We start from the raw sequence: 24,672 nt of genomic DNA, 5'->3' as shown, positions 1-24,672 counted from the left end.
ATTATTCCTGTCCCATCTGGGTAAAATCGGCCAGGGCGGCCAGTTTGTCTTTGTGGTAAAGGCTGATGAGCGGCGCCAAAATCCCCTCGGCCAACGCCGGGAAACTCAGGCTCTGCTGGAGTCTGAGTTGCCAACCGCCTGGCAACCCCGCACTCATGTTGCTCAGGGTAAACTCATTTTCACTTAACTCATCTTCACAGGCTTTGCGCCCAAAATCCGTCGCCGAGCCAGCATAGGCGCTGTCATCAAGGGTTAAACCAAAGTCTTCCGGAAAGCGGAACAGGCGGGCGTTATGGGGATCCTGGCCGTCACCGAACCCGGCATCATCCAACCAGGCGCTCTCGGCCTCAACAAGCCGCAGCTGATGTTCAGTGTCAACGCTTAAGCCATCCTCTACCTCGGCGCTGAAGTACGCCAGGGAGGTTTGCGCCATAAAGGGCAGCGGCCTATGTTGCCCCAGCTCAAACAAGGCGGCCAACTGACCCAGCAGGGTCTTGGCGGACTCGGCCTTGAGCGGCGCCATGGCGTGGAAGTGACCGGCATCCAGTAGATAGCTGTGCCTGTGAATGCCGCTGGCATTGAGGCACAGATGGCGAATATAGAGGCTCAACAGATCCTTGGGCTTGGTGGTACCCGGCCTTAAGTTGACCAGGCCCTTGGGATAGCAGTCATCGATGCGGCCACAGAGCAACAGCTCGCGGCCATTGACCTCAAGCTTGAGCGCTATTTCAACGGCATCCGGCTTGGGCAATTCGGCGCGAAGAAAACGGGTGCGCTCCACCGCCGGGGCGATATCGCGGCGGTATTGATCCAGCAGCAGATCGTCAAACGGCGCCATCGGCAGCAGACCTTCGGCCTTGAGCTTGTCGAGCAGGGTTTCATCCAGCTCTCCGCGTTCGTCTTCCAGCGCATCCTGCATCATCAGCAGCTGCAGCTGATAGCGTTGCAGGGCGCTGAGCTCAAACGGCTCATCATTGTCCTGACTGTCGATATCCAGCCTCAAGTCCAGCTGCAGCACCCGCTGGCAGAAATACTGCGCCGGGTTGCGGAAAAAGCGGATCAGCGCCGAGAGTTCAAGCTCCGGCTCCTTGAGGCCGGTTTCCTCGCCCAGCTGATGCTCAATAAAAGGCGCCGGGCTTTGGGCGGCAAACATCTCCCGCGGGCACCACTGGGTTGCAAAACTGCCGGGCAGCTCGCTGTTACTGTAGAGCCGGGCATCAAAGGGTTGCAACGGCTGCTGAATGATGAGGCGCTGCATCAGCGCATCGGCCGCCAGATCGCCAAGGGCGGCTATCTCATCGGCATCTGTGGGCACTGCGGGCGGCGTAAATTGCGCCTCGTCCGGGCGGTAACACAGCTGAATGTATTCCAGCAATTCCGATACCAGCATGGAGGGAATACGCTCACTGTTATCGCGCTCGCTGTGGCCTATGTAACTGATATAGAGCTGATCCCGGGCCGACAGCAATGCTTCGAGAAACAGGTATCTGTCATCCAGGCGTCTTGAGCGATCGCCGCGTCTTGGCTTTTCATGGGCGGTGAGATCGAATCCCACAGGATGTTGCACCCTGGGGTAGACGCCATCGTTCATCCCCAGCAAACACACCTGGCGGAAGGGGATGGAGCGCATCGGCATCAGGGTACAGAAGTTGACGCTGCCGGCGAGATAACGCTGACCGACCCTGGACTCACTCAAGGTTGAGTTGAACCATTGCCAAACCACTGTCAGCGGCAATACCCCGCTAAAACCCGACAGTCGCAGCTCCTCGGCGAATCTGTCTATGGCCTGGCGAATGTCGTTGATCTCTTCCCTGGCATCGTCCTCCTGGGCCAGGTAAAAGGCATCGAGCAGGGCGTTAAGCTGCGCCACCCGCTCATCAGGCGGGGTTTGCTGCTTGAGCTCTTCCCTGAAGTCATCGAGCGCTTCGATAAAATTCAACAGCTTGCCGAGCGCCTGCGCCGACTGGCCTTCAATACCGGCCAGTGGCAGATCGCCCTGATACAGCTCGGCATCATCGCCCAGGGCATAGCCCAGCAGCATGCGACGGATCCCAAAGGCCCAGGAGTGTTTGTCAAACCCGGGCAAGCCCAGCTCTTCACGGTTGTGACTGTCGCGGCCCCAGCGAATACCGGCGGCCTTGAGCCAGCCCTTGAGCTGCTCCAGCTCCTCCTGGGCTATACCGAAGCGGGCCAGCACAGCGGGCACTTCGAGAATACTGATGATGTCTGTCAGGCCAAAGCGGCTCTTGTCCAGCGCCAGCAGGTTGAGAAAACCGGCAATTAAAGGGGATTCCTGGGCCGCGCCGCGATCGGCTATCGCATAGGGGATGAAATGATCGCCGCTCTTGGCGGAAAACACCGCATCGATATAGGGGGCGTAGGCGGCCACATCGGGCAGCATCACCATGATGTCCTTGGCGGCAAGCGAAGGGTCGCTGCGCAGGCGATGCAGCAGATGATCGTGCAAGGTTTCCACTTCCCGCAGCGGGCTGTGACAGCTTCGCAGGGTGATGGAGTCGTCGGTGGCGGCCAAGGGCCTGCGCCGGGCGATATTCAGGTATTTGCTGACATCCGGTCCAAGGGGCTCGCCTAAGGTTTCCATCTCCAGAATGTCATTTTGAATGCCGCCGAGCAGGGTATTTGTGTTGCCTGGGTGAAACAGCTCTTCCAGTTCCAGCCGCTCGGGTGGCAGCTCCAGCACCATATCCAGCAGCTCCCGGCCGAGACGGCCATTATTGGCCAAAATGGGATTACCCACTTCCAGCTTGTCTTCCCAGAGTTCGGGCAACTGTTTCTTGCCCTCAAAAGCCAGCGCCATTCGCGCCCGCGCCCTGGGCTCTATGATATCGCCCCAGTAGTGACGACAGGGGCTGAGGCTCAGCATCACTACCTCGATGCGACTGGCGAGCGCATAGAGTACATCCAGGGTTTGCGGCGCCATCGAGGAGATCCCGAACACGAACAACCTGGGCGGCAGGCCTTCCAAGGCATGATCGCTGCCGCCTGTCAGCGTTTCGATCAGCGCCTGGTGCAGATTGGCCCTGTGGTAATGGCTCTGTTGCAACTCCTGATTGTTGTAACGTACCAACTCGCGCCAAAGTTCGGGTTGCCAGGCGTGCTGCGGCGCTATCTCCAGCGGGGATTCATTTTGCTCCCAGCCGAGGATCCATTCCGGACGGTATACCAGATATTGATCGAAAATATCGGCGATACGGCCGCTGAGTTGAAACAGTTTGAGCTCAACATCGTCGCCCAGATAATGTCTGAGCGGTGCAAAATTGTCTCTATCCAGAAGGGAGGGCAACAGCGCCATCAGTTTCCAGGTCATCGCCGCCTTGGTAAAGGGGTTTTCCTTGGGCACGTCATCGAGCAGCAGATAACAGAGCTGCCAGATGAAGCTGGACGGCAGCGGAAACTCCTGCGCCGCCGCCACACCATTGTGGCGCGCCAGCTCCAGGCGGAGCCAGGTGGACATGCCGGGGCTTTGCACCAGAATTTGCTCGCAGCTCAGCGGCGACATGCCGGGCACGCCTTCGCGAAGCCGGTCTGCCAGGGTGGCCGACAGCAATTCCATCTTGTTGGACTGGATAAGAGTAAACATAGGCAGCAGGGTTACCTGGCTTTGGGCCGTTTATTGCTTTGGTGCTCTATTCTAGGTGCTTGATTTATCGGGTTGCAAATCTTGTTTCAGCAGTTTGAACCACAAAGCGCGGGACTGACGGATAAAGCGGCGTTTATATATCGCCGACTCCTTGGAAGCGCCTTGATACTTGAGCTGAATATAGAGTGAGGTCCAGCTCTCGATCTCCTCTGTCAGCGCCGGCCAGCGTGCGGCCAGCGCCGCAGCGTAATCCACAGGCCCCAGGGAGGCTGGCCTTGGCAGCCCGAGCCTGGCAGCCTGGCGGCATACCTTGAGATAGTGACGGTTGATGCTGTCCGGGCCTCTTTTAAGCCGCAGCAGGCCAGTAGTGAACAAAATGACGATAAAGGTGAGAGCCATCACCGCGAGTACCAAGGTTGCCAGACGGCCGATACTCACTTCCCCCAGCAGTTTGGAGAGCACTTCTTGCTGGCGCTCGTTGTCAAAACCCAGCACCCAGACGCTCCAGTAGTAATCCAGGCTGGCGAGCCTGAGTCTCAGGCTGTTGTACCAGTTGCTGGCCCGCACCCCGGCAAAAGAACGGTCGGAAAGGTAGCTTTCTTCCGGGGTAAAAAGTGAGTTAAATCCTTGTTCAATTCGTTCGGGCGCTATCATGGCGGTGGGGTCGTAACGTACCCAGCCTTTGCCTTCGAGATAGACCTCACTCCAGGCGTGGGCCATATATTGATACACGCTGAGGTAACCGGCCTGCGGGTTGTATTCGCCGCCCTGATAACCGGTGACAATGCGGGCGGGCAAGCCGGTGGCTCTGGCCATGAAGGTGAATGCCGAGGCGTAGTGAACGCAGAAACCGGCGCGATTTTCAAACAAAAAGTCGTCCAGTTGCTGCGGTCCCACCGGCGGGGGCGTCAAGGTGTAGAAAAAGGGCTGACTGTTGAAATACTGCATCATGGCCGTCAAGCGCTGCTCGGCTTGCGGGTAACGGCGGGCAAAATCGGCGGCAAGTTTGCGGCTGCGGGGGTTGATTTCATCGGGGAGATTCAGGTTGAGCTGTTGCAGCGGCGCTCTCAAGCGGTTATCCAGGGGGGCATTCGGATAGCTCATCACCCGGTATTGCAACCTTTGTTCTACCGGCCTTATGGCATAGAGGCGAAAGTCCGGCAGATTCACCAGGCGCGGATCCATGCTGTAGGCGAGATCCAAGCCGAACAGCCAATGCTGGCCGCTCGGTTCGGCTATGATGCTGTAATCGATAAAAGGCCCTTTGGGGGCGCCGGGTTCGGGGCGGCGATTCATGATAAAGCTGTCTTGCTGCAGCGCCTTTATTCCCCGCGACTGCTGCCAGCGTTTGCCGTCATATTCTTCCAACACCAGTGCGCGCCAATACCTGTCTTCGGGAGCCGGTATCTGGCCCTTGAAACTGGCGCGAAATGCCAGCTCGTTGGACTTGGTCAGGCGCGAGATATCTCCAAAGCTAAGTTCATCGGACAGGCCTGTGGTACTGCTTTTCATCTGCGGTACCATCCAAAGCGGGCTGAAACGCGGCAGCACCACAAAAAGCAGCAGCGCCAGCGGCAGACTCTGTGCCAGCAGCACCAGGGTTAGCTTGATCTGGCGATTGAACGAAGCCTGTTCGTGGTAGAGGCTTGCCAACACACAAGTGTTGAGCGCCGCCACCAGCGAGAGTTGCAGGGCGTCGAGCATCTCCTGATGGTCGATAAAGGTGAGGGCGATAAGAAAGTAGCCCACCAGTACCACGGCTTTGACATCGCGGCGACTGCGCATTTCGATATATTTAAGGGAATAGCCGAGGATCAACAAGTTGACCAAGGCATTGAGCAGGCCAAGTTCGCGACTCACCAGCGCCAGCGTCAGCGCCGCAGCAATGGCCAGCACAGTCACCAGCACTCTGGGGGGCCTGGCGACCTTGCCAAGATAGATCCCCAAGCGCCAGATAAAACAGATGGCGCAGATCCCCAGGGTTCCCAGGGTAATTTTGCCTGCAAGCGGCGCCAGCACTGCCAGATTGGTGAACAGCAGCCAAAGCAAGGTGCGGCGGGCGATGATCTCCTCCGAGGACTCCTTGAGCGCGGTTTGCAAGCGAGCGGCTTTCATCGGCCGGTACCTTCAGCCTTGGCCGGATAGAGTGCCAGGGCTTTGAGGCACTCCTGACGCTGAGCTTCGCCTTGAGAAGGCGCTATGGTTCTGCCCGCTAACTTAAGCCCCCAGGTTTGGCCGGAATGGGCCAATTGATTGACCTGATAGCTCAGCTCACCCAGGCGCTGTTCCAACTCATCGCCGGTTAATTTGCTATCAAGCTCCAGCCACAAAGGCGGCCCCTGAGGCTCGGCAAACTCCTTGCTGAGCATGCCTCGGCCCTGAGCCCACTGTTTCCAGGCCACCTGTTTGAGCGATTCGCCTGGGACATAGCTCTTAAGCCCGGCGTATTCATCGACGCCGCTGAGCCACTCGCCACTGTCTTGGGATCCGGGGGCGTGTTCACTGCGCCCCAGTTTAGGCGTGCTGACCACGGGCGTTGGAAACACCCATTGACGGGTGTCGAGATCCAGATGAGACCAGGCACGGCAGAGCCCCAGAGGGTAGCATGACTCCACCTTGAGCCTGCCTGGATGCCATAGGCCCCTGGGCCTTGGCTGCATGGGCACCAGAGCCGTCTGCTCCTGGTTATCGACACGGGAGACAAAGACTTGCCGCTCTCCCGGGTAGCTGAAACCGAGACGAAATAGGTTTCTGTCGGCGCTGACGGTCACAGGGAAGGAGAGACTGTCGCCGGCGTAGGCTTGCGGAGGCTTACGGGCACTGAGTCTCAGTCCCGCTAAGTTGCGGTAACTGTGAATGATGCAGGTGTGAAACACGCTGGCCAATACTATGGCCAGGCCGATCACCAGGTTGTTTTGATAGTTGGTACCGAACAGAAACAGCAGTAGCACCAGCGCCAGCCAGATAACGCCAAAGCCGCTGGGAAGAATAAAGATGCTTCTGTGGCTCAAACGTTGCTCTTTGGCGGCGGGAATACGCCGTGACAACCAGCGGTTGAGCCGGGCAGAGAACAGGGCGGTCACAGAGGCCATCTCGCCGTCACCGAATGGGATTGATGGTGCCGAGTAACCTGGTCGATAACTGCTCGCCCTGAAGTTGGCTCGAATGTCGCAGGCGGTGCTCGGCAACGGCGCCAAACACAGCTTGCACATCTTCGGGCACCAGATATTGACGCCCCTGGATACAGGCCCAGGCCTTGGCCGCCGCCAGCAGCGCCTTGGTGGCTCTGGGGGAAAGGCCATAGCCTTCGTTTTGGCTACGGGAAGCTTCCACCAGTGCCAGAATATAGTTAAGCAGGGCATCGGAAGCCGCCACCTGTTCGCACTCCTGCTGCAGTTGATCCAGCTCGAGCGCGCTCAAACACTGGGGCAGGGGTTGGTTGCGTTCCTGTCCTTTGAGCATGGCCAACTCGGCATCCTGGCTGGGATAACCAATGGAGAGGCGCATCATAAAGCGGTCCAGCTGGGATTCCGGCAGTGGAAAGGTGCCTGATTGATCGGTGGGGTTCTGGGTGGCGACCACGAAAAAAGGATGCGGCAGTCTGTGGGTTATACCATCGATTGTGATCTGTCGCTCTGCCATCGCCTCGAGTAAGGCACTCTGGGTTTTGGGGCTGGCACGGTTGATTTCGTCGGCCAGCACCATCTGTTTGAAGATAGGGCCAGGGTGGAATACAAACTCAGATTGCTGCTTATCAAAGATGGAAACCCCGAGAATATCCGCCGGCAGCATGTCGCTGGTAAACTGTACCCGCTGATAACTCAGGCCTAAGGTTTGCGCCAGTGCATGGGACAAACTGGTTTTGCCCATACCCGGTAGATCTTCAATCAGCAGGTGGCCGCGAGCCAGAATGCAGGCCAGCGCCAGCCGTATTACCCTGGGCTTGCCTATCAAAACTTGCTCGAGTTGCTGCAGTACCTGGATTATCTGGCTCCTGGACACATTGGCTTCCTTGTTAGATGGTCACTGAAATCAGTTCCGGCTCGGTTTGGATGAACTGAGGTCTGAAGTAGAAACCTTGCACCAAATCCACATCCAACGCCAGTGCCTGAGACAGCTGCTGCTCGGTTTCGATTCCTTCGAGTATAGTTATTTTTTGGCAGGACTTGGCAAAATTAAGCAAGTTTTCCAGAAGCTTAGCCATGAGTGGTACCTGGATGGCACTGAGCCAGTGACGGTCGAGCTTGATGCAGTCTACGGCGGTCAGCAGTTGCAGTGATACCATGGCATGGGGGGCGCCGACATCATCAAGGGCTACGGTAATTCCGCGCCGGTGCAGCTCTTTGAGTAATGTTTGTGCCTTGTCGGCATCGTTGACACAGGTGTTTTCTATCAGCTCCACCGTTAAGCCTCCGGTTTGCTGCTGATACTTATCCAGCGCTTGCATCATGCATTGACAATTGGCGCTGTCCAGCGCGTGAGGATCCAGGTTGACGTTGAGTCTGGGGGTCTTGGGCGCTTGACTGAGTTGCAATAATTTGGCCTGCAACTCTACCGCTGCCAGAGCACGGCTGTCTTTATGCAGCCAGTCGAATACAAGATTAGGTGCCAAGGAGGCGCCTTGGTGATCGTAAAAGCGGGCCAGGGCTTCATAACCCTGAATGGCCAAAGTTCGGGGACAGACAAGCGGCTGATATTCACAGGCAATGTGCCGCGGAGGGGAAAGATCCATGCAGTTATCAACGGAGTTAGCTAAATGAATGCTAATTATTCCCATTATGGTGTCAAGATAACAAGTCAATTTACCCCATTAAAGCATCGAGCGCTGAAAAATACGTCTAGGAACAAGCTCTTTAATATCAAAGCGTTGGGAATTTGACTCAGTGCCAATTCACCGCCGCGTCAATAGCGGCGGCCCAGTTCTGTTTCACTGAACTGTGGCAGAGCTTGCTGTTGACGCAGCTCATAAATCTGCCGATAGGTGAACACCGCCTGCACATAGGCGCGGGTTTCGCTGAAGGGGATGGTTTCGATAAAACTCATCACATCCAGTTTGCCGTCGCTCTGCTTTAGCCAACGCTTTACCCTGTGAGGTCCGGCATTGTAAGCGGCAACGGCCAGTACCCGGTTGTTGTCGAACTGTGCCAGCAGCTTGGTGTAGTAGGCGCTGCCCAGCGGCACATTGATGGCCGGGTTGTACAGACTGCGATTGCCATTGAATGTCAATTTAAACTCTTTTGCGGTTTGCTTGGCGGTTGCCGGCATCAATTGCATCAGACCTCTGGCACCCACTGAAGAAGTTGCATAGGGGTAGAAGGCGCTTTCGCGGCGAGATATAGCGCGAATTTCGTTGACATTGACCTTGAACTCTTTACCGGCTTGGGTAAAGAAATTATCGGCAGCATAGGGAAAACGCATCTCCATATCATTCCAGAGCTTGGCCTGAATACTGGCTTCAACCGCCAACGCGTCCCATCCTTGCTGCTGAGCATAGACCCCATACTGGGCGCGCATCTGTTTGTTGTGGCGGGCGAGCATTTGGCTCCATTCGATTCTGGCATCGACCAGTTTATCCAGTGCCAGCAGTTCAGATACCCGGGCAAGCGCCTTGTCATCAGCGAGTCTTGCCTGCATTTGCGCCTGGGGTTGAGTCGGCACATGTGCCAGGTTGGGGGCTAGGCCTAACTCGGCTGCGGCCCAGAAACCATAAAAATTGCGCTCTTGGCTGAGTGCTTCGAGCATAGCATCGTCCCGGCCATTGACCCTCAGGTGCCAGTAGCGCCAGCGCGCATCGTTGCGGCCTTGATCGCTAAGTAAGGGGAGAAAACGGCGGATATCGGCATCATTTTGCTCGGCAATCGCCCAGCGCAAACGGCGCTCGGTCAGATCGTCAGCCTTGAGCAGCGGCAGCATGGTGTCGATATGATCTCTCAGCCCCTCGTCCTCGACGATAAGCGCTCGCCTGACCAGATAACGGTTCAGTTGCCGCCCCTGGAAGTCGCTGAATCTGCCGGCCTTTTCATACTTGACGTACAAACGCACCGCCTGACGCAGATCTCTACGGGCCAGGCGCTTTAGTCCGGCAGAAACGATATCACTGTAGATGGGGGCATCGCCATCAAACTGATTCATGTGCCTGAGGCGGTTGGGATCTTTATAGACCGCCTGCAGCATTTTGGCCTGATTCTGATGTTGGGTAACTTTGCGTCCCAGATACTGCAGCAGACCGCTTTGTCCGGCGTCAAAGGCCAGCATCATCCGCGACCAGATCAACTCCTGAGTGCGGTGCCCGGCCTTGCTCCAGGCATTGAACAGGGGATCGCACTCCTTGGGACGGGAGCGACCATAGAGCCAGAGTTGACGGGCACCGTCCCAGGCTAGCTGTTTATTCCCTTGGCCAAGCTGGGCCCGGTAAAAGTAACATTGCAGCTCAGTGGCTCTGGGCAGTTCCGGGGAAATGGCCAGAAAATCCTGCCAGCGTTTGTCGCCGCCGGCTCGCAGCAGATACCTGTGACGAGCGCTGCCATGCAGGGGCGAATGCTCAAATTTGTCTATTGCCTTTTGTGCCTCTGGGCCTGCAAGCGCCATTATGTCATCCAGTTCGGCGTGAAAATCCAGATAGATATTGAGCGGGTAATCCTTGAGTTGGGCCCTGAGCTTGCGATACTCGTCAAGTTGGCCTTTATCCAGCGCCTCTCTGGCCTTTAGGTAATTTTGGCGTTGTTGTTCCAAAGAGGTAGGCGCCTTGGCCGCATGGCTTATCCCGGGAAACAGTATCCAAGGGGTGGATATTGTCACTGCACTCAAGGCAACGCTGCCGGCGAGGGCTATTCGGGTCAAGGCTTTGCGCATCTAAAACTCCTTGTTGATGGCCTGTTTCACTTGAGAGGCTGAATTCAGGAGGTTAGTTCGCCGTCCTTCTCTGTATTTTCTATGGCATTAACCTCCTTGCCTATTGGCAAGGGCGTTTCTGTCATCGCCTTTTCAAGTAATTGTTTATCCAGTTGTTTACTGGTTTCAACGCCCAACTGTTGCATCTGGTGAGCCTGGCGGATAAGGTTACCCCTGCCGGTAGCCAGTTTATTCATGGCGCCGTTGAAACACTTCTCTGCATTGTCCAGCGCGCGCCCGAGTTTGTCCATATCTTCCAGATAGCCACAGAGTTTATCGTAAATTTTACCGGCTTGCTTGGCGATCCTTTGGGCGTGTTGGTTTTGGTATTCGTAGCGCCAGATGTTATTGATGGTGCGCAGTGCTACCAAAAGATTGGTTGGGCTGACGAGCATGATGTTGTTTTCGAGCGCGAAATTCACCAGCTGCGGCTCTTGTTCCAGTGCCAGCAGGAAGGCGGGTTCCACCGGAATAAACATCAATACATAATCCAGGCTCTTGATGCCGTGCAGTTGCTGGTAGTCCTTTTGGCTCAGGCCTTTGATATGGCCGCGAATAGAGTTGATATGTTCACGCAGCGCCAGGGAGCGCTCTTCATCGGTTTCGGCATTGTAGTAGCGCTCATAGGCCAGCAGTGACATTTTGGCATCTATTACCACATCCTTATTGGCCGGCAGGTGGACTATGACATCGGGTTTAAAGCGCTTGCCGGCATCATTTTTCAGATCCTGCTGCACGTCATACTCATGTCCTTGTCTGAGACCACTTTCCTGCAGTACCCGCTCCAGGATCACTTCGCCCCAGTTGCCTTGCTGTTTGTTGTCGCCCTTGAGCGCCTTGGTGAGATTGACCGCATCCTGACTCATGCGCAGGTTGAGTTGCTTGAGATCTTCCAGTTGGTGTTTCAATGATGAACGTTCACTCTGCTCCTGTGAGTAGGATTCATGAATTTGCCTTCTGAAACCTTCAAGTTGTTGTTTCAGTGGTCCGAGAACACCATCTAGCTGCGATAGGTTTTGGGATTTTAGTCTTTCACTTCTGTCTTCAAAAATCTTGTTGGCGAGATTTTCAAACTGCTCTTTTAAGCGGGCTTCACTGCGCTCAAGCAGTTCGATTTTATCGTTGAGCGCCTGTTGCTCGGCGTCGAAGCGAGCGCTGATTGTCTGCTGCATGGCATTGGACTTTGACAGGTTTAACTGAGTTTCCAACTGCTTGCGCTGAGCATCCTTGAGTTGCTGTTCAAGGTCGGGCACCCGCTCGGCAATGGCTTCTGCTTTACCGAGCTGGGACACCAGCCATTCGGCTTTTTCCTGGCTGCTGCCAAGTTGTTCGTTGAGTTCGCTGCATCTTTGTTCATGTTGCAGCACTAACTGGTCTTTAATCTGTTGCCAACGGCCGCGGGTCATGCGCTGATTAAAGAGGGCGCCAAGCAAGATACCCAGCAGTAATAGGGCCGCGGCGGCAATGAGTTGAGGCGCGGAAATTGTAGTGGCCAAGTCCATATCATGTCCCTTGAGTGCAAAAAAGAGGAGCGGAAAACCCGAATAGAGTCGCAGAATGAGTCAGGGCCTTCAAGGGCTAGGGCGTGTAGACTCAGGATAAATGGCTAAGAGTTGCCCATTTTGTACCTCTTGTCAGTCAAGGTTCAGCCAATGGAGTTGCAGGAATTATTCCAGCAGGAAATTTTTCTTTGCCTGCCTGGGTCTTATAAACTGAATTGACTGCAGCTATTGAGAGGTCACTGTGAGCAATAAAAAATTTAAACTAGGGATTGGCAGGCAAATGCTCTGGGAGTTGCCGGCAACTGAAGTCACGCCGGAAGCCGTATTTCGCGATCGGCGCAACATAGTCAAGGCACTGGGGCTCGGCGTTATAGGTGCCAGTATTCCCGGCCATGTTCAGGCCGGCTTGTTTGACCTTTTCGGTGACAAGCGTGAGAGCGAGGCATTTGTCACCTCAAATCTCAATTATCACAGCAACCCGGACTTTCAATTACCTGGGAGCCTGACACCCCTTGACAAGGTGATCCGCCATAACAACTTTTACGAGTTTGGCACCGGCAAACAAGATCCCTTCGAAAATAGTCAGAGCCTCAAGGTCAATCCCTGGGTGCTTAAAATCGAAGGCGAGGTCGAGCGCCCCTTAACGCTGGATTATGACGACCTGCTCAAGTTGCTTCCCCTGGAGGAGCGCCACTATCGTTTGCGCTGTGTCGAGGCCTGGTCCATGGTGATCCCCTGGGTTGGCTTTCCGCTGGCGGCTTTGCTGGCCAGGGCCGGAGTCAAATCCTCTGCGACTCATGTGGCCTTTGAAACCCTGTTTGATCCCGAGCAGATGCCGGGGCAACGCAATCGCTTGATGGGCGGCGGCATTCATTATCCCTATGTGGAGGGATTAAGACTCGATGAGGCGATGAACGAGTTGAGCTTCCTGTCGGTCGGCCTCTATGGCAAGACGCTGCCGCCGCAAAATGGGGCTCCTGTGCGTTTGGTGGTGCCCTGGAAATATGGTTTCAAGAGCATTAAATCTATCGTGAAAATTAGGCTTTTGGACAAACAGCCGCCGACCAGTTGGCATCAACTGGCACCCCATGAATACGGTTTTTATGCCAACGTGAACCCAGGAGTGGATCACCCTCGTTGGTCACAGGCGACAGAGCGGCGGATTGCCGAAGGCGGGATCTTCTCTGCCAAACGGATCCCGACCCAGATGTTCAACGGCTATGGTGAGCAGGTCGCGCATCTGTACCGGGATCTGGATTTAAGGAAATACTATTGATGCGTCTAGTTCCCAAGCAACTGCCTTGGTTAAAGGCGTTGCTGCATCTGGCCGCCGGTTTGCCCCTGCTTTATTTGGTCCTGCAAGTGGTGACAGACAGGGCCGGTGGCGATCCTGTGCAATATATTATCCATTTCACCGGCAAGGGGGCGCTCAATGCTTTGGTGGCCACCTTGTTGGTATCGCCAGTTGCCAGAAAATTCAAATTGGGGTTGTTGATGCAGACTCGGCGTTTGCTCGGACTTTGGGTATTTGCCTGGGCCTGCTTGCATATTCTCAGCTATTTCAGCCTGGATCTGCTGTTTGCCTGGGAGCTGCTATTCAGTGAAATTATCAAGCGCCCCTATATTTTAGTGGGGGCCAGTGCCTGGTTGTTGCTAGCTGCGCTGGCGCTGACCTCGTTCAAGGCATTGCAGCGCCGGATGGGGCGGCGTTGGCAGCAACTGCACTACAGTATTTATGCCATTGCCCTGTTGGTACCTGTGCATTATTACTGGTCGGTGAAGTCTGAAGTCATTGAGCCCAGCCTTTACCTTGCTGCCATGTTGCTGTTGTTGGCGATAAGACTGCCGAGGTTCAGCTGGTTTAGGCGCCTCTGGCCGACAGTTTGAAGTTCAGGCGTGTGTGGCCGGGCAAGTCAGGCATCGGCACTGGGTGAGGCAAAGCTGTAGCGCTTCTTTAGTGCCAGTTCCATGGAAGCCTGAGGTTGTGCCTGCTTGGCCTGATACATGGCACTGTCGGCAGCGCCGATGAGTTCGGCCAGGGTGTCGCCATGTTCGGGATAGAGACTGATGCCGGTACTCAGGCCAACCTGAAGTTGTTGCCCTTGCCAGGGGATATCGGCACCCAAGGCATGAATCTTTTCCAACACGGCACAGACTTCTTCGCGGCTATTTATCGGCTCCAGCCAGATGATAAATTCATCGCCGCCGATACGGGCCACCAAATCCGAGCGTCTTAATGTCTCCTTCAGCCTTTTGGCAATTTCCACCAGCACTGCGTCACCGGCGCTGTGGCCAAAATTGTCGTTGATGGGTTTGAATTTATCCAGATCAATGAATAGCAACGCAGCCTTAAGCTGTTGACGTTGGCAACGTACTATGGCGTGTTCCAGTTCAGTGGTGGCGGCGCCGCGATTGAGCGCGCCGGTGAGGTCGTCATGATCTGCCAGATATCGCAACCTGTCTTGCTGTAGTTGCAACTGCTGGGTTTGCACTTCTACCTCTAATTGCAATTGCTCTTTTCGTTCGGTTGCTTCCATCAATGCCTGTTTCATATTGTTGAATTCATGGGCCAGTTCAGAGAGTTCATCTTGTTGTTCCAGCCTGATACGGCTATGAAGATCGCCCTTGGCCAGATCGCGTATGCCGCGTTTTAAACTGCCCAAATGGCGCCGAAAACGTCTCAGAGTATGCAGGGTAAAGCCTGTCACCAACAGGGCAATGGCCAGCAGCAGGGCACCGTTGAGATAGAGATGGCTGAGCTGCAGCACACGGGCTCTGTCCATAGTGTGATGTTGAAAGCGAAACAGATCTTCGCTCATGGATTGAATGCTCATATTGTATCTTGACAGCAACATACTACTGACCAACTGATCATCTGCTATCAGAGACAGCTTGGGCAGAGAATGCTCCAATAGGGTGCTGATGTTGTTGCTTTGGCGTTTGAGGTTAGCCAATAGCTGTTGTTGCTGTTCATCATCGACCTGAGTGGTAGTCAAGAGGGCGTTTAGGCGCAGCAGATCCCTTTGGGTGTTTTCCACAGCTTGGGTGTCCCGGTATTGTTGCAGCAGCCATAAGTTGGACCTGAGCAGATCCAGGTGTAGTTGCAGTTCAACCAGTTTGTGCATCTGTTGAAACGTCTGCTGGGAGAAATGACGTTGTTGCAACAGTGACAGCGCCAGTACCAGTGTCAGGGTGATGCAGAGAATGACCAGAATGCTGAGGCGGCTGGATAATTTCATCTCTGTTCCACCAATGACATATGTTGTATCTGATCCAGTGCTTTGGGAGCGATAACATTTCTGAAGTCGGGCAACTGCTGGGCTTCTATGGTGCCGCTGGTCATGGCCCAGCGAGCCTGTGATTGCAGATTACTGAGCAGGCTATTACCCAATGACAGACGAAACAGATAGTCCGGCCATAGAGCGACGACTTCTTCAGTGGGTAGGTGCAGATATTCGGCAACCAACTGACGGGCTTCTTGTGGATGCAGGACGATAAATTCACTGGCGAGTTTCAGCGCCTTAAGGATCCGAACATGGTGTTCGTAGTGCGTCTGATTGTCGCCCTTACGACTGATGAGATTAAAAGACAGGCTATACAAACCGCGACTGGGAAATTCGTTTATCTTGCCTGGTTGATGTTGCAATAGCTGAAATCCGTATGGCTCCCAAACCGAAATTGCATCCACATCGCCTGCAAGCAGCGCCGACGCCAAAGCTGACGGGCGGATATCCACCCGAACCGGCGCCAAGGACGGGTGTCCGGCTATGTTGAGTATGGTATCAAGAAAATACTCGCTGGCGCTGCCGGCGACGATGCCAACGCGCTTACCATCCAGCTGGGTTGGAGTGGTGATACCGCTCTTATGTAGGGTTAACAGTTTGATGTCGTTATCCGATTCGGCAAAGCTTGCCAGCACGGTGAAGTCGGTTCGCTTGAAGCTATTAAACATCACTACGGATTCAGAGCTGGTGGCCAGATCAGCCCTGTTATTGAGCAGAGCTTCGAAGCAAAGATCGCCTCCTTGAAGTGGTTGCAGCACTACATAGACGCCTTCGCGGGCAAAGAGTTCGAGCTTGTCGGCAATAATGACAGGAGCTGAAAGCAGTGAGGTGGATACGGCGATGCGAACCGGAGTCTGGTTGAGCAAAATTGGGGAGTTTGGCTGTCTGGGTATGCTGAGCCAGATAAACAAGAATAGCAATAGAGCCAAAGGCACTAGCATTTTTCCCATGGTTATTGCTGTCCTCCATTCGTCATAGTCTGAAGCCCTAGTTTTGTTCAATCAGGTGATTTCAAGTTTCTTAAGTGTAGTGCAAACAGAAGGGCGTGCTATAAAAAGGCTCATATTTTTCATGGGATTATTTGTGGTATTCGGTTGGAAAGTGAAACCGATCGCGGAAGACAGTTATTTCTTTGGTTAAGTGTAGTAAGCGAACAATAACGCGATGGAATTCAAAAAGTGAAATAAGTTGTGAAATATTATTTGGGTTGATAACGCACATCCTTGTCCCATAAAAAGAGAGGCACAGATATTGTCTGCGCCTCTCTGATATCGAACAATATTGTAATCGATATTAAACTCACATCCTTACTTACTACCCTGATTGGCCATATAGACCAATACTTCATCATAGGACATGTTGAGTTCGCGGGATAAATTGATGACCTTGGTCTTAAAGGTTTGTACTTGCTCCTGTTTATGCAAGTTGTTTTGCGTATCTTCAACCAATTCATTGACCGCTTCCTGAAGAAGCTTCAGACGCCTAAGGCTAAAGTCCAAAGACTTCAAATAGCGGGTCATCTGCTGTTTGTTTCTGGCTTGCTCAAGATCCGTTGAGTGTTTTTTTTCATATCCATATGCATCGAGTGCCGCAATAGCACTCTGCAAATCGAGATCTTTTGTCATGTATGTTCACTTAAAACGAAGTTTTGCCCGAAAGGGGGGACAGGATAAAGGGATCGCAAAGCTGTCACCTATAATAGTCTATAGTATATTTCTGAAATTACTCAAGCATTTCACCGTTTATTGGATGAGATAAATCTGGAGACAGCTGTTCTGCTATCATGGAACTTGTGGTGACAGGATAAGGGCGTTAACCTAGAAAGCAGTATTTGCACGGAGGCCTCTATGCTGGATTTGTTACCGGATCTCTTTGATCATTATGAAAATGATCTCACGTTGCTGCCATCTGTCTTTCGTCAGTTTGGTGGCAAATCGATTTTTTGGGGCGAAATCGTTACCGTCAGGTGTTTCGAGGATAATTCCAAGGTGAAACAGCTGTTGGCAACCGATGGTACGGGTAAAGTACTGTTGGTGGACGGTGGCGCTTCTACCGCCAAGGCCCTTATGGGGGATCTCATTGCCCAGAGTGCTGTTGACCATGGTTGGCAGGGAGTGGTGATCTACGGCGCTGTGCGTGATGTTGCCACCTTGGCAACTATGCCGCTAGGGGTAAAGGCTCTGGCGCCAGTCCCCATTAAAACCGAGCGCAAGGGAGCAGGAGAAATAAACTGTGCACTTTACATCGGAGATGTGCATATAACCCCCGGAATGATGCTTTATGCTGACGATAATGGCATCGCAATTAGTCAAAATCCCCTGAATATGGCCTTTATCAGTTGAACAAGCGCCTTAGTCCTTATTGTTGAACAAGGAAACTATTATGAAAGTGGTTAAGTGGATACTGGGTATTTTCGCGGTATTGTTTCTCGGTCTGGTTCTGTATTTGACCTTGTTGTTTGATCCCAACGACTTTAAACCTCAGATTGTCGATGCGGTAAAAAAACAGACAGGGCGTGAATTGGTCATCAGTCAAGATCTCAACTGGACTTTTTTCCCGACTCTGGGAATTGAATTGGGCGGTATCAGCCTGAGTAACCCTGATGGATTTGATGAAAAACAGATGTTGGCGGTCAACCAGGTTGTCGCTGAAGTGGCCTTGATGCCACTGTTTCGTAAAGAAGTGGAAATTGCCCAATTAAACCTCGATGGTTTGAAACTGGATCTCATTACCCAGAAGGACGGCCGTACCAGTCTGGATGGGCTCAGTGGTGACACAGGTACGGCCAAAGAGCAACCCAAGGATACCGAAGGCAGTGCTCAGGGGCTGGCCAGTCTCAATATAGGCGGCATCAATATCACCAATACCCAAATTCATCTGCTCGACAAGCGCAGTGGCAGTGACCAAACCTTTGTACTTGAGTCCCTGACCCTGGGCGAGTTTTCGCTGGGTAAATTTGCCCCTCTGGCCTATAAGTTCAGCGGCAGCATGCCGGAGATGAAAATTGTCAGCGAGGGTAAAGGGCAATTGAAAATCTCAGCGGACATGAAGCAGTTGGAGATCACCGGCTTTGCCATTGACAATCGTGTCGAAGGCAAGAGTATGCCCGGCGGTAAGTTGAGCGCCACTCTGAATGCTGATGTGAAATTGGATCTCAATCGTCAAAATGCCGAGTTGGTATTGAGTAGCCTCAAGGTGGCTGATATTGAAGGCAAAGGGGATCTCAAAGTGGCTTTCGGCGGCAAGATACCGGATGTGAAAGCCAACTTGGCTTTGGGAGAAATTGATCTCGACAAGTTGCTGCCGGCCAGTGAGGAAGGCAAAGCCGCAGCCAAAACCACTGAATCGGCAACGGCCGCCAAGGCCAGCAGTGAACCTGACTTGAGTGCAATGAAGCAGGTCAACTTCGCCATGGATTTAACGGTTAAGGCCATTAAAGTTGCCGGTTTGACCACTGAAAACTGGCAGATGGATCTGGTACTGAACAATGGCGTGCTGAATATGAAGCAGCTCAGTGCTGACTTGTATCAGGGCAAACTGATGACCAAGGCACAGCTTGACGGTCGCAATAAGGTTGCCAGCTACAATTTTGATACTCAGCTCAATGGCGTCAAAATTCAACCTTTACTCAAGGATGCGGCCGACTTGAAAATTCTGGCCGGGGCCACCGCTTTTAATGTCAAAGGTAAAGGCAAGAGCCTAATTCCGGATAACATCAAGCAGAACCTGGACGCCAACGGCAAGTTTGAAATCAGCGATGGTGCGCTCTATGGGGTGAATATCCCTTATATGATCCGCAGTGCCCAAGCCAAGCTTAAAGGTGATTTGTCGGCTCAGGAAGAGGGCGAACGCAAGACAGATTTCTCCAGCCTGACCGGCAGTTTCAGTCTGAAAAATGGTCTGGCCAATAACCCGGATCTCGCTATGGCATCACCACTCATTCGTTTGGCGGGTGCAGGTAGTGCCAACCTTATCAGTGAGCAGCTGGACTATAAGCTGAAAACCTCAGTAGTCGGCAGCCTCAAGGGCCAGGGCGGTGAAGGCAAGAATGATCTGGCCGGTGTCGAAATTCCGCTGATGATTTCCGGTTCATTCCAGGAACCCAAATTTGCACTCGATACTCAGGCGCTGTTTGATTCCAAGCTCAAGGAAGAGACCGAGAAGGTGAAAGACAAGCTTAAAGACAGCATCTTCAAAAAACTTGGAGGAGGTAATTGATGCGCGCCGTTTTGCCTTTGCTAGCGGTCTTGGCACTCGCTGGTTGCAGCGGCTCCAATGCCGCAACTACTCAGCCTGTGCCTCAAAAGAGCCCGACAGGGATGGAGGAACTCAGAATGCCGACACTGCACTTTGGTACCATCAAGAAAGCGCCTACACCGGCACTGTTTGAAGGTAAGCTGACGTTTAGCGATGTGGTTGATAAGCAACCTTTGCAGGTGATGTTGGAGATCCACAATCCCAAAGCATACGCGATTGGGATCCGCTTCAATTCTGGGATGACAGCTGATCTTTGGTTGGTGGATGATAAGGAACAGCGAGTCTGGGCTTGGTCAGACGAAATGATGTTCACTCAAGCAATCAGAGATACCAGCGTCAAGCCGGGGCAGACACTGAAGGTGATGTTCAAGGTGCCAGCCAAGGCGCTTGAGCGTATTGGTCCTGAGGGGTACAGTTTCCAGGCACGTTTTGAAGGTAAACCTCTGGAATCCAGTATGGCCGCTATGGCTATGTTGGAAGTGCCGGTAGCCAGGCGCTGATCCCCTGGGATAAATTAAATGCAGCTCTGGCAAGCTGAAACTGAAATCCAAAATCCGATGATACAGACTCATCGGATTTTTTATGGGTGTTGTCGGCCGTTCTCCAAAGTTGCTTTTTACTGAAACCATCATTAAATAGCTTTTTGAGTGGCCTGCAAACAGCGCTTGGCAGAGGGAATTGTATTGGCAATGACCAGATAATAAAATGCCGTCTCTTTACAGAAACGGCATTATTTACATTGGTTTGCCCTTTAATCAGGGGCGTTCCGGCAGTGTCACATTGAGTTCGAGTACCGACAGGTTGTCATCGTTCTGATCCAACTGCACAGATACTTGCTCTTCAGAGATGTGCACATACTTGCGGATCACTTCAATTATCTCCTGCTTCATCTGCGGAAAGTAATCCGGTGCCCCGCGCTCACCGCGTTGATGGGCAACGATGATCTGCAAACGTTCCTTGGCAGTTGCCGCGGTGCTGCTTTTCTTGCTGCTTCTGAAATAATCGAGTAATGACATAATTTAGCTACCAAATATTCGTTTAAGGAATCCTTTCTTTTCTTCCGCGACAAAGCGTAGCGGAAGCTCTTCACCCAGCAGACGAGCCACAGTATCCTCATAGGCCTGCCCTGCATCGCTGTCATGATCTATGATCACCGGCACACCAGAGTTGGAAGCCTTGAGCACTGCCTGGGACTCAGGAATAACTCCAAGCAGATCTATTGCCAGGATCTCCTGCACATCTTCCACACTGAGCATTTCGCCGGTTTTCACCCTGGCAGGGGAGTAGCGGGTCAGCAGCAGATACTCCTTGATAGGCTCAAGCCCTTGTTCGGCACGGCGGCTACGGCTTTGCAGCATGCCTAGAATTCTGTCTGAATCCCTGACCGAACTGACCTCAGGGTTGGTTGTTACTATGGCTATATCGGCAAAATAGAGTGCCATCATAGCGCCGGTTTCGATACCTGCAGGGGAGTCACAGATGATGTAATCAAAGTCTTTGCTCAAATCATCGAGTACCTTGCCGACACCTTCCCGGGTCAGGGCATCCTTGTCCCGGGTTTGGGATGCAGGTAAAACGAACAGTTTATTGCAGCGCTTATCTTTGATAAGTGTTTGATTTAGATTGGATTCACCATTGATGACATTGACAAAGTCGTAAACAACCCTGCGTTCACAGCCCATGACCAAATCCAGATTTCGAAGGCCAATATCAAAATCGATAACGACTGTCTTATGTCCTTTGAGCGCCAAGCCGGTGGCGATAGCCGCGCTCGATGTGGTCTTGCCCACACCGCCTTTACCTGAGGTGACAACAATAATTTGTGCCATGTTCTATTTTATCCTTTCCATCTGCCTTATCCGGGCAGCGATTCAACGATTAATGACTCACCGCTGAGCCTAATACAACCACTCTTGGCGGTACAGTGTTGCTGCAGGTTTTCAGTCAACCAGTACTGTCCCGCAATCGAAACCAGTTCAGCTTCCATGGACTGGGCCAGGATCACGGCATGCTTATCGCCGTTGGCTCCCGCCATAGCTTTACCACGCAGTGCCCCGTATACATGAATGCTACCATCAGCAATGACTTCAGCGCCATTCCCTACTGCACCAAAAACGATTAAATCACCGTCTTTGGCGTAGATTTGTTGCCCTGAACGCACGTTTTGTTTGACGATCTTGGTGACCCTCGGGGGAGGCGGTGGCAGTTCGGATTGCTTTCCTGCCTTGATACTGGCTAACCCCTGGGCTTTGGCGGTTTCATTGAGATCCTTATCGGCTGCAGTTACCCCAACTATCACCAACTGTCTGTCGGTCAGTCCCTGGCGCAGTCCTTGGAGATCTATATCTGTGCCATTAACTTGACTCAGGTTTAGCACCAATGGAGCATTAATAAAAAACTGCGGAGCCTGGGCGAGCTTGCCATCGAGCTCTTTGAAAAGGGCGTCCAGATCAGGGGTGTTGATGTGAAGTACAGAGAGCGTAAAAGAAGAGCCTTTTAGCTCTAGACTAGGTTTTGGCATCCCGGCATCATTCTCCAGAAAATGAGCAGTCAGATTGCGTGACAGCGTTATATTCCAAGGCGTCCATGTTATAGTGTGCCCCGATAAGTGGCAAGTTTGAACCCATGGAAATTGATACAATTATGATCTGTGCTGTCTATAAAAGCCTGAAAAAAGCCGACACCTATTTATTCGTCAACAAGAAAGATCAGTTTGATGATGTACCTGCACCCTTGATGCAGGTATTTGGACCACCACAATTGGTCATGTTGTTACCGTTGCAAAAGAGGCGGCAACTGGGCATCGCTGATATTAACAAGGTAAAAGCAGAACTGGCGGAAAAGGGCTATTATTTGCAATTACCGCCGCCTCCGGTGGATATGCTGAAGGAGCTGAGACTTAGCAAGGGCCTGGATGATCACTCTGCTTAAGGAATAACGCATTTTATGGATAGACTTTCCCTGGTGTTTATTTCGCTGCTGGGCGCGTCGCTGACCAAGGTCTGCGTGGCCACCGAGGGCAGTTTCGAGCAGTATCTTGATATATTAAAACAGGACGCGGCAGCGAAAGGGATAGATCAATTCACCTTGAATAAGGCCTTCAGTCAAATAAAGCTGTTTAAAAAGGCCTCAAATGATGACAAGGCCATTCCAAAGCCTCCACAGGATTTGGAACATTATATCCCCCGGATTATCAATGAAGAGATGGTGGTCAAGGGACGGGTATTGGCTGAAGAGTATCGGCCGCTGTTGCTTGGGCTGGGAAAACAATACCGGGTGCAACCCAGGTTTATTCTGGCCCTTTGGGGACTCGAGTCGGATTTTGGCAATCAGCAGGGTAGTTATCCTGTGCTGTCTGTGACAGCGTCACTGGCCTATGAGGGGCAAGAGGCTTATCGCAAAGAGTTCATCTCGGCATTGAAAATTCTCGCGTCACAATCGGTCGACTTTAACGAGCTTAAGGGCTCGAGTACCGGCGCAATGGGGCCTTTGGGGCTGATGCCAAGTACCTACCTTCAATATGGCAGCGACGGCGATGGCGACGGCAAGGTCGATATCTGGAATAGTTTTGCTGATGGTTTGGCATCTGTGGCTAACTATTTGCGGCAAGCAGGCTGGGATGACACGCAAACCTGGGGACGTCAGGTTAAAGCGCCCGAGTCGATAAAGAATGACCAATTGGGTGTAGGTTATCAGGCGAGTTTCAGTCACTGGCAGAAGTTGGGCGTTCGTCGTTACGATGGCGGTGATCTACCAGGCCGAACTGATATGCAAGTGTCACTGATCATGCCTGATGGCAAACGTGGTCGTCACTATCTCGTGTATCAGAATTATCGCGCCTTGCGAAGCTGGCAGGATTCAGATTATTTCGCTTTGGCAGCGGCCTATCTTTCCGAACGGATCAAGTATCCATCCTCAAAATAGTGTAAAATAGCGGTTACGCAAGTTTTCAAGAACGAATCAACAAGTTTATGTCCTTCTGGTTAACCAAGACCCTGGCCGAAATGACTCCCGATGAATGGGAGTCTCTCTGTGATGGCTGTGGCAAATGCTGTCTCAACAAGCTCATTGATGATGAAACCGATGAACTCTACTATACCAATGCGGCTTGTAAGTTATTGTCTGATAAAGATTGCAGCTGTATTCATTATGAAAAGCGCTTTGAATTTGTTCCCCAATGTACTGCGGTGACGGCGAATAATATCGGGGAGCTGGACTGGCTACCGGATAGTTGTGCTTACCGGCGTTTGTATCAGGGACGACCATTACCCGCCTGGCATCCGCTTTTGACCGGTTCCAAGAATGCTATGCATGAAGTGGGGATGTCGGTGAAAGATAAGACATTGAGTGAAACTAAAGTCAGGGATCTGGAAGATCATATTGTGCTTTGGCCGCTGAAAGATTTGGATTAATACTATTTATATAAAAAAGCCAAACAAATCATGTTTGGCTTTTTTATATTTAGAAAACCTGAAAGCTTGATTGTGGAAGCAATCAGTTGCGTCTTTTGCTCAGAATTGGCATAGCGTAGAGCAGTAGTGCCAACAGGTAGGTGGCAAAAGCAACAATCATCCACTGCGACATAGTGATGCCGATAAAGCTCCAGGGAATATCGGTGCACATGCCTGTTGGCATAAATACCGAAGGGAGCCATTCATGCAGTGGCATCCAGGAAGGGAAGTCCGGCAGAAATGAGCAAGTGGAAAAGGGTGAAGGGTTTTGCTGCATATCATTGAGTTCAATGGCTAACCTCAGTCCCCAACTGGCGCTAAACCCCCATAGCAAGGCGGCAAGCAGTCGTACGGTACGTATTCCCGGCGCCAGAAAACCTATGATGCCGGCCAGCAGTAAACCCAACACCGCCAGGCGCTGGTAGATACACATAACGCAAGGCTCGAGTTGCATTACGTGCTGAAAGTACAGTGCAGCAAGCTCCAGAGACAGGGCGCTGAGCGCCAGAACTCCCCAAGCTATGCGGGAGTGGGCGAAACGTATCATTGCAGTCAAATCTATTCTCCATTGATGACCATCAGTCCGGGGTGAGGTGGGATAATTCCTAAGATGGGTGCCAACCCCATAAAAAAACGCCCACCAAGGGGCGTTTTTTGGACTCTACTGAAACCCAAAGGTTCAGTCA

Annotated in this window: 22 protein-coding genes; 8 read left to right on the top strand and 14 right to left on the bottom strand. The window is 52.7% G+C overall.

The genetic code is table 11. From position 1 onward, the window contains the following. Position 1: 1 nt before the first annotated feature. From recC to rmuC, 7 genes are all read right to left on the bottom strand, one after another. On the bottom strand, positions 2 to 3,601 hold the full coding sequence (recC, locus tag ACMHXH_RS15300; protein ID WP_335912183.1) for an exodeoxyribonuclease V subunit gamma: 3,600 nt from the start codon (positions 3,599 to 3,601) through the stop codon (positions 2 to 4). A gap of 51 nt (positions 3,602 to 3,652) precedes the next feature. Continuing rightward, entirely contained in the window at positions 3,653 to 5,716 is a 2,064-nt protein-coding gene (locus ACMHXH_RS15295; protein ID WP_335912184.1) for a DUF3488 and DUF4129 domain-containing transglutaminase family protein, read from the bottom strand. Then, complete coding sequence (locus tag ACMHXH_RS15290; protein WP_335912185.1) at positions 5,713 to 6,813, bottom strand: DUF58 domain-containing protein; 1,101 nt, start codon at positions 6,811 to 6,813, stop codon at positions 5,713 to 5,715. Before ACMHXH_RS15290 ends, ACMHXH_RS15295 begins: the two co-directional genes overlap by 4 nt. Next, positions 6,701 to 7,603, bottom strand: coding sequence for an AAA family ATPase (locus ACMHXH_RS15285; protein ID WP_039033268.1), 903 nt, complete (start codon positions 7,601 to 7,603; stop codon positions 6,701 to 6,703). Before ACMHXH_RS15285 ends, ACMHXH_RS15290 begins: the two co-directional genes overlap by 113 nt. 13 nt (positions 7,604 to 7,616) lie before the next feature. Continuing rightward, positions 7,617 to 8,333: an EAL domain-containing protein gene (locus ACMHXH_RS15280; RefSeq protein ID WP_039033267.1), complete on the bottom strand. Its 717-nt coding sequence runs from the start codon at positions 8,331 to 8,333 to the stop codon at positions 7,617 to 7,619. A gap of 170 nt (positions 8,334 to 8,503) precedes the next feature. Further along, positions 8,504 to 10,453: a transglycosylase SLT domain-containing protein gene (locus ACMHXH_RS15275; protein ID WP_039033266.1), complete on the bottom strand. Its 1,950-nt coding sequence runs from the start codon at positions 10,451 to 10,453 to the stop codon at positions 8,504 to 8,506. A 44-nt stretch (positions 10,454 to 10,497) separates the two neighbouring features. After that, positions 10,498 to 11,994 carry a DNA recombination protein RmuC gene (rmuC, locus tag ACMHXH_RS15270; protein ID WP_144361328.1) on the bottom strand — a complete coding sequence of 499 codons (1,497 nt, stop codon included), beginning with the start codon at positions 11,992 to 11,994 and terminating at the stop codon, positions 10,498 to 10,500. A 280-nt stretch (positions 11,995 to 12,274) separates the two neighbouring features. Here rmuC and msrP point away from each other — a divergent pair, with 280 nt between their 5' ends. Both msrP and msrQ read left to right on the top strand, forming a co-directional pair. Continuing rightward, positions 12,275 to 13,270, top strand: a complete 996-nt coding sequence (msrP, locus tag ACMHXH_RS15265) for a protein-methionine-sulfoxide reductase catalytic subunit MsrP (RefSeq protein ID WP_162206556.1) — start codon at positions 12,275 to 12,277, stop codon at positions 13,268 to 13,270. Beyond that, on the top strand, positions 13,267 to 13,881 hold the full coding sequence (gene msrQ / locus ACMHXH_RS15260; protein ID WP_335912186.1) for a protein-methionine-sulfoxide reductase heme-binding subunit MsrQ: 615 nt from the start codon (positions 13,267 to 13,269) through the stop codon (positions 13,879 to 13,881). Before msrP ends, msrQ begins: the two co-directional genes overlap by 4 nt. Before the next feature lie 26 nt (positions 13,882 to 13,907). On the opposite strand, the gene ACMHXH_RS15255 is transcribed toward msrQ, so the two are convergent. The 3 genes from ACMHXH_RS15255 to ACMHXH_RS15245 all read right to left on the bottom strand — a co-directional run bounded on the left by ACMHXH_RS15255 (position 13,908) and on the right by ACMHXH_RS15245 (position 16,903). After that, a complete protein-coding gene (locus tag ACMHXH_RS15255) occupies positions 13,908 to 15,233 on the bottom strand; it encodes a GGDEF domain-containing protein (RefSeq protein ID WP_071476060.1) in 1,326 nt (441 codons plus the stop codon). Next, positions 15,230 to 16,228 (bottom strand): ABC transporter substrate-binding protein, encoded by a 999-nt coding sequence (locus tag ACMHXH_RS15250; RefSeq protein WP_039033262.1) that lies wholly within the window; start codon positions 16,226 to 16,228, stop codon positions 15,230 to 15,232. The genes ACMHXH_RS15255 and ACMHXH_RS15250 overlap by 4 nt, the downstream gene beginning before the upstream one ends. Before the next feature lie 357 nt (positions 16,229 to 16,585). Further along, positions 16,586 to 16,903 carry a hypothetical protein gene (locus ACMHXH_RS15245; protein ID WP_039033261.1) on the bottom strand — a complete coding sequence of 106 codons (318 nt, stop codon included), beginning with the start codon at positions 16,901 to 16,903 and terminating at the stop codon, positions 16,586 to 16,588. A 222-nt stretch (positions 16,904 to 17,125) separates the two neighbouring features. On the opposite strand from ACMHXH_RS15245, the gene ACMHXH_RS15240 reads away from it, so the two are divergent. The 3 genes from ACMHXH_RS15240 to ACMHXH_RS15230 are packed head-to-tail and all read left to right on the top strand — an operon-like array spanning position 17,126 to position 20,035. Next, complete coding sequence (locus ACMHXH_RS15240) at positions 17,126 to 17,620, top strand: putative 4-hydroxy-4-methyl-2-oxoglutarate aldolase (protein ID WP_039033260.1); 495 nt, start codon at positions 17,126 to 17,128, stop codon at positions 17,618 to 17,620. Positions 17,621 to 17,660: 40 nt separating this feature from the next. Continuing rightward, positions 17,661 to 19,496: an AsmA family protein gene (locus ACMHXH_RS15235; protein ID WP_335912187.1), complete on the top strand. Its 1,836-nt coding sequence runs from the start codon at positions 17,661 to 17,663 to the stop codon at positions 19,494 to 19,496. Next, positions 19,496 to 20,035, top strand: coding sequence for a BsuPI-related putative proteinase inhibitor (locus ACMHXH_RS15230; RefSeq protein WP_144361331.1), 540 nt, complete (start codon positions 19,496 to 19,498; stop codon positions 20,033 to 20,035). Before ACMHXH_RS15235 ends, ACMHXH_RS15230 begins: the two co-directional genes overlap by 1 nt. 255 nt (positions 20,036 to 20,290) lie before the next feature. Here the strand turns inward: ACMHXH_RS15230 and minE are convergent, their stop codons facing one another. The 3 genes from minE to minC are packed head-to-tail and all read right to left on the bottom strand — an operon-like array spanning position 20,291 to position 22,056. After that, on the bottom strand, positions 20,291 to 20,551 hold the full coding sequence (gene minE / locus ACMHXH_RS15225) for a cell division topological specificity factor MinE (RefSeq protein ID WP_039033258.1): 261 nt from the start codon (positions 20,549 to 20,551) through the stop codon (positions 20,291 to 20,293). Positions 20,552 to 20,554: 3 nt separating this feature from the next. Next, positions 20,555 to 21,364, bottom strand: a complete 810-nt coding sequence (gene minD, locus ACMHXH_RS15220; protein ID WP_039033257.1) for a septum site-determining protein MinD — start codon at positions 21,362 to 21,364, stop codon at positions 20,555 to 20,557. Positions 21,365 to 21,390: 26 nt separating this feature from the next. Then, positions 21,391 to 22,056 carry a septum site-determining protein MinC gene (minC, locus tag ACMHXH_RS15215; RefSeq protein WP_039033256.1) on the bottom strand — a complete coding sequence of 222 codons (666 nt, stop codon included), beginning with the start codon at positions 22,054 to 22,056 and terminating at the stop codon, positions 21,391 to 21,393. A gap of 122 nt (positions 22,057 to 22,178) precedes the next feature. Between minC and ACMHXH_RS15210 the strand changes: the two genes are divergently transcribed. The 3 genes from ACMHXH_RS15210 to ACMHXH_RS15200 are packed head-to-tail and all read left to right on the top strand — an operon-like array spanning position 22,179 to position 23,947. Then, complete coding sequence (locus tag ACMHXH_RS15210; protein WP_039033317.1) at positions 22,179 to 22,466, top strand: YcgL domain-containing protein; 288 nt, start codon at positions 22,179 to 22,181, stop codon at positions 22,464 to 22,466. Between the two features lie 15 nt (positions 22,467 to 22,481). After that, a complete protein-coding gene (locus tag ACMHXH_RS15205) occupies positions 22,482 to 23,459 on the top strand; it encodes a lytic transglycosylase domain-containing protein (protein ID WP_039033255.1) in 978 nt (325 codons plus the stop codon). Between the two features lie 47 nt (positions 23,460 to 23,506). Then, positions 23,507 to 23,947 carry a YcgN family cysteine cluster protein gene (locus ACMHXH_RS15200; RefSeq protein WP_039033254.1) on the top strand — a complete coding sequence of 147 codons (441 nt, stop codon included), beginning with the start codon at positions 23,507 to 23,509 and terminating at the stop codon, positions 23,945 to 23,947. An 82-nt stretch (positions 23,948 to 24,029) separates the two neighbouring features. Here ACMHXH_RS15200 and dsbB read toward each other — a convergent pair whose 3' ends face one another. After that, a complete protein-coding gene (dsbB, locus tag ACMHXH_RS15195) occupies positions 24,030 to 24,542 on the bottom strand; it encodes a disulfide bond formation protein DsbB (protein WP_039033253.1) in 513 nt (170 codons plus the stop codon). Positions 24,543 to 24,672 lie beyond the last annotated feature (130 nt).

It is taken from the genome of Shewanella sp. BJSY2023SW001 (genome assembly GCF_047314685.1).
Taxonomy (GTDB): domain Bacteria; phylum Pseudomonadota; class Gammaproteobacteria; order Enterobacterales; family Shewanellaceae; genus Shewanella; species Shewanella indica.
Note: the sequence above shows the minus strand (reverse complement) of the source record. Positions and strands in the feature narration are given on the sequence as shown.

Coding starts and splice junctions, on each gene's coding strand:
- recC (WP_335912183.1), bottom strand. CDS start 3,601: ATGTTTACTCTTATCCAGTCCAACAAGATGGAATTGCTGTCGGCCACC.
- ACMHXH_RS15295 (WP_335912184.1), bottom strand. CDS start 5,716: ATGAAAGCCGCTCGCTTGCAAACCGCGCTCAAGGAGTCCTCGGAGGAG.
- ACMHXH_RS15290 (WP_335912185.1), bottom strand. CDS start 6,813: ATGTGCAAGCTGTGTTTGGCGCCGTTGCCGAGCACCGCCTGCGACATT.
- ACMHXH_RS15280 (WP_039033267.1), bottom strand. CDS start 8,333: ATGGATCTTTCCCCTCCGCGGCACATTGCCTGTGAATATCAGCCGCTT.
- ACMHXH_RS15275 (WP_039033266.1), bottom strand. CDS start 10,453: ATGCGCAAAGCCTTGACCCGAATAGCCCTCGCCGGCAGCGTTGCCTTG.
- rmuC (WP_144361328.1), bottom strand. CDS start 11,994: ATGGACTTGGCCACTACAATTTCCGCGCCTCAACTCATTGCCGCCGCG.
- msrP (WP_162206556.1), top strand. CDS start 12,275: ATGCTCTGGGAGTTGCCGGCAACTGAAGTCACGCCGGAAGCCGTATTT.
- ACMHXH_RS15255 (WP_071476060.1), bottom strand. CDS start 15,233: ATGAAATTATCCAGCCGCCTCAGCATTCTGGTCATTCTCTGCATCACC.
- ACMHXH_RS15250 (WP_039033262.1), bottom strand. CDS start 16,228: ATGGGAAAAATGCTAGTGCCTTTGGCTCTATTGCTATTCTTGTTTATC.
- ACMHXH_RS15245 (WP_039033261.1), bottom strand. CDS start 16,903: ATGACAAAAGATCTCGATTTGCAGAGTGCTATTGCGGCACTCGATGCA.
- ACMHXH_RS15240 (WP_039033260.1), top strand. CDS start 17,126: ATGCTGGATTTGTTACCGGATCTCTTTGATCATTATGAAAATGATCTC.
- ACMHXH_RS15235 (WP_335912187.1), top strand. CDS start 17,661: ATGAAAGTGGTTAAGTGGATACTGGGTATTTTCGCGGTATTGTTTCTC.
- ACMHXH_RS15230 (WP_144361331.1), top strand. CDS start 19,496: ATGCGCGCCGTTTTGCCTTTGCTAGCGGTCTTGGCACTCGCTGGTTGC.
- minE (WP_039033258.1), bottom strand. CDS start 20,551: ATGTCATTACTCGATTATTTCAGAAGCAGCAAGAAAAGCAGCACCGCG.
- minD (WP_039033257.1), bottom strand. CDS start 21,364: ATGGCACAAATTATTGTTGTCACCTCAGGTAAAGGCGGTGTGGGCAAG.
- minC (WP_039033256.1), bottom strand. CDS start 22,056: ATGCCAAAACCTAGTCTAGAGCTAAAAGGCTCTTCTTTTACGCTCTCT.
- ACMHXH_RS15210 (WP_039033317.1), top strand. CDS start 22,179: ATGATCTGTGCTGTCTATAAAAGCCTGAAAAAAGCCGACACCTATTTA.
- ACMHXH_RS15205 (WP_039033255.1), top strand. CDS start 22,482: ATGGATAGACTTTCCCTGGTGTTTATTTCGCTGCTGGGCGCGTCGCTG.
- ACMHXH_RS15200 (WP_039033254.1), top strand. CDS start 23,507: ATGTCCTTCTGGTTAACCAAGACCCTGGCCGAAATGACTCCCGATGAA.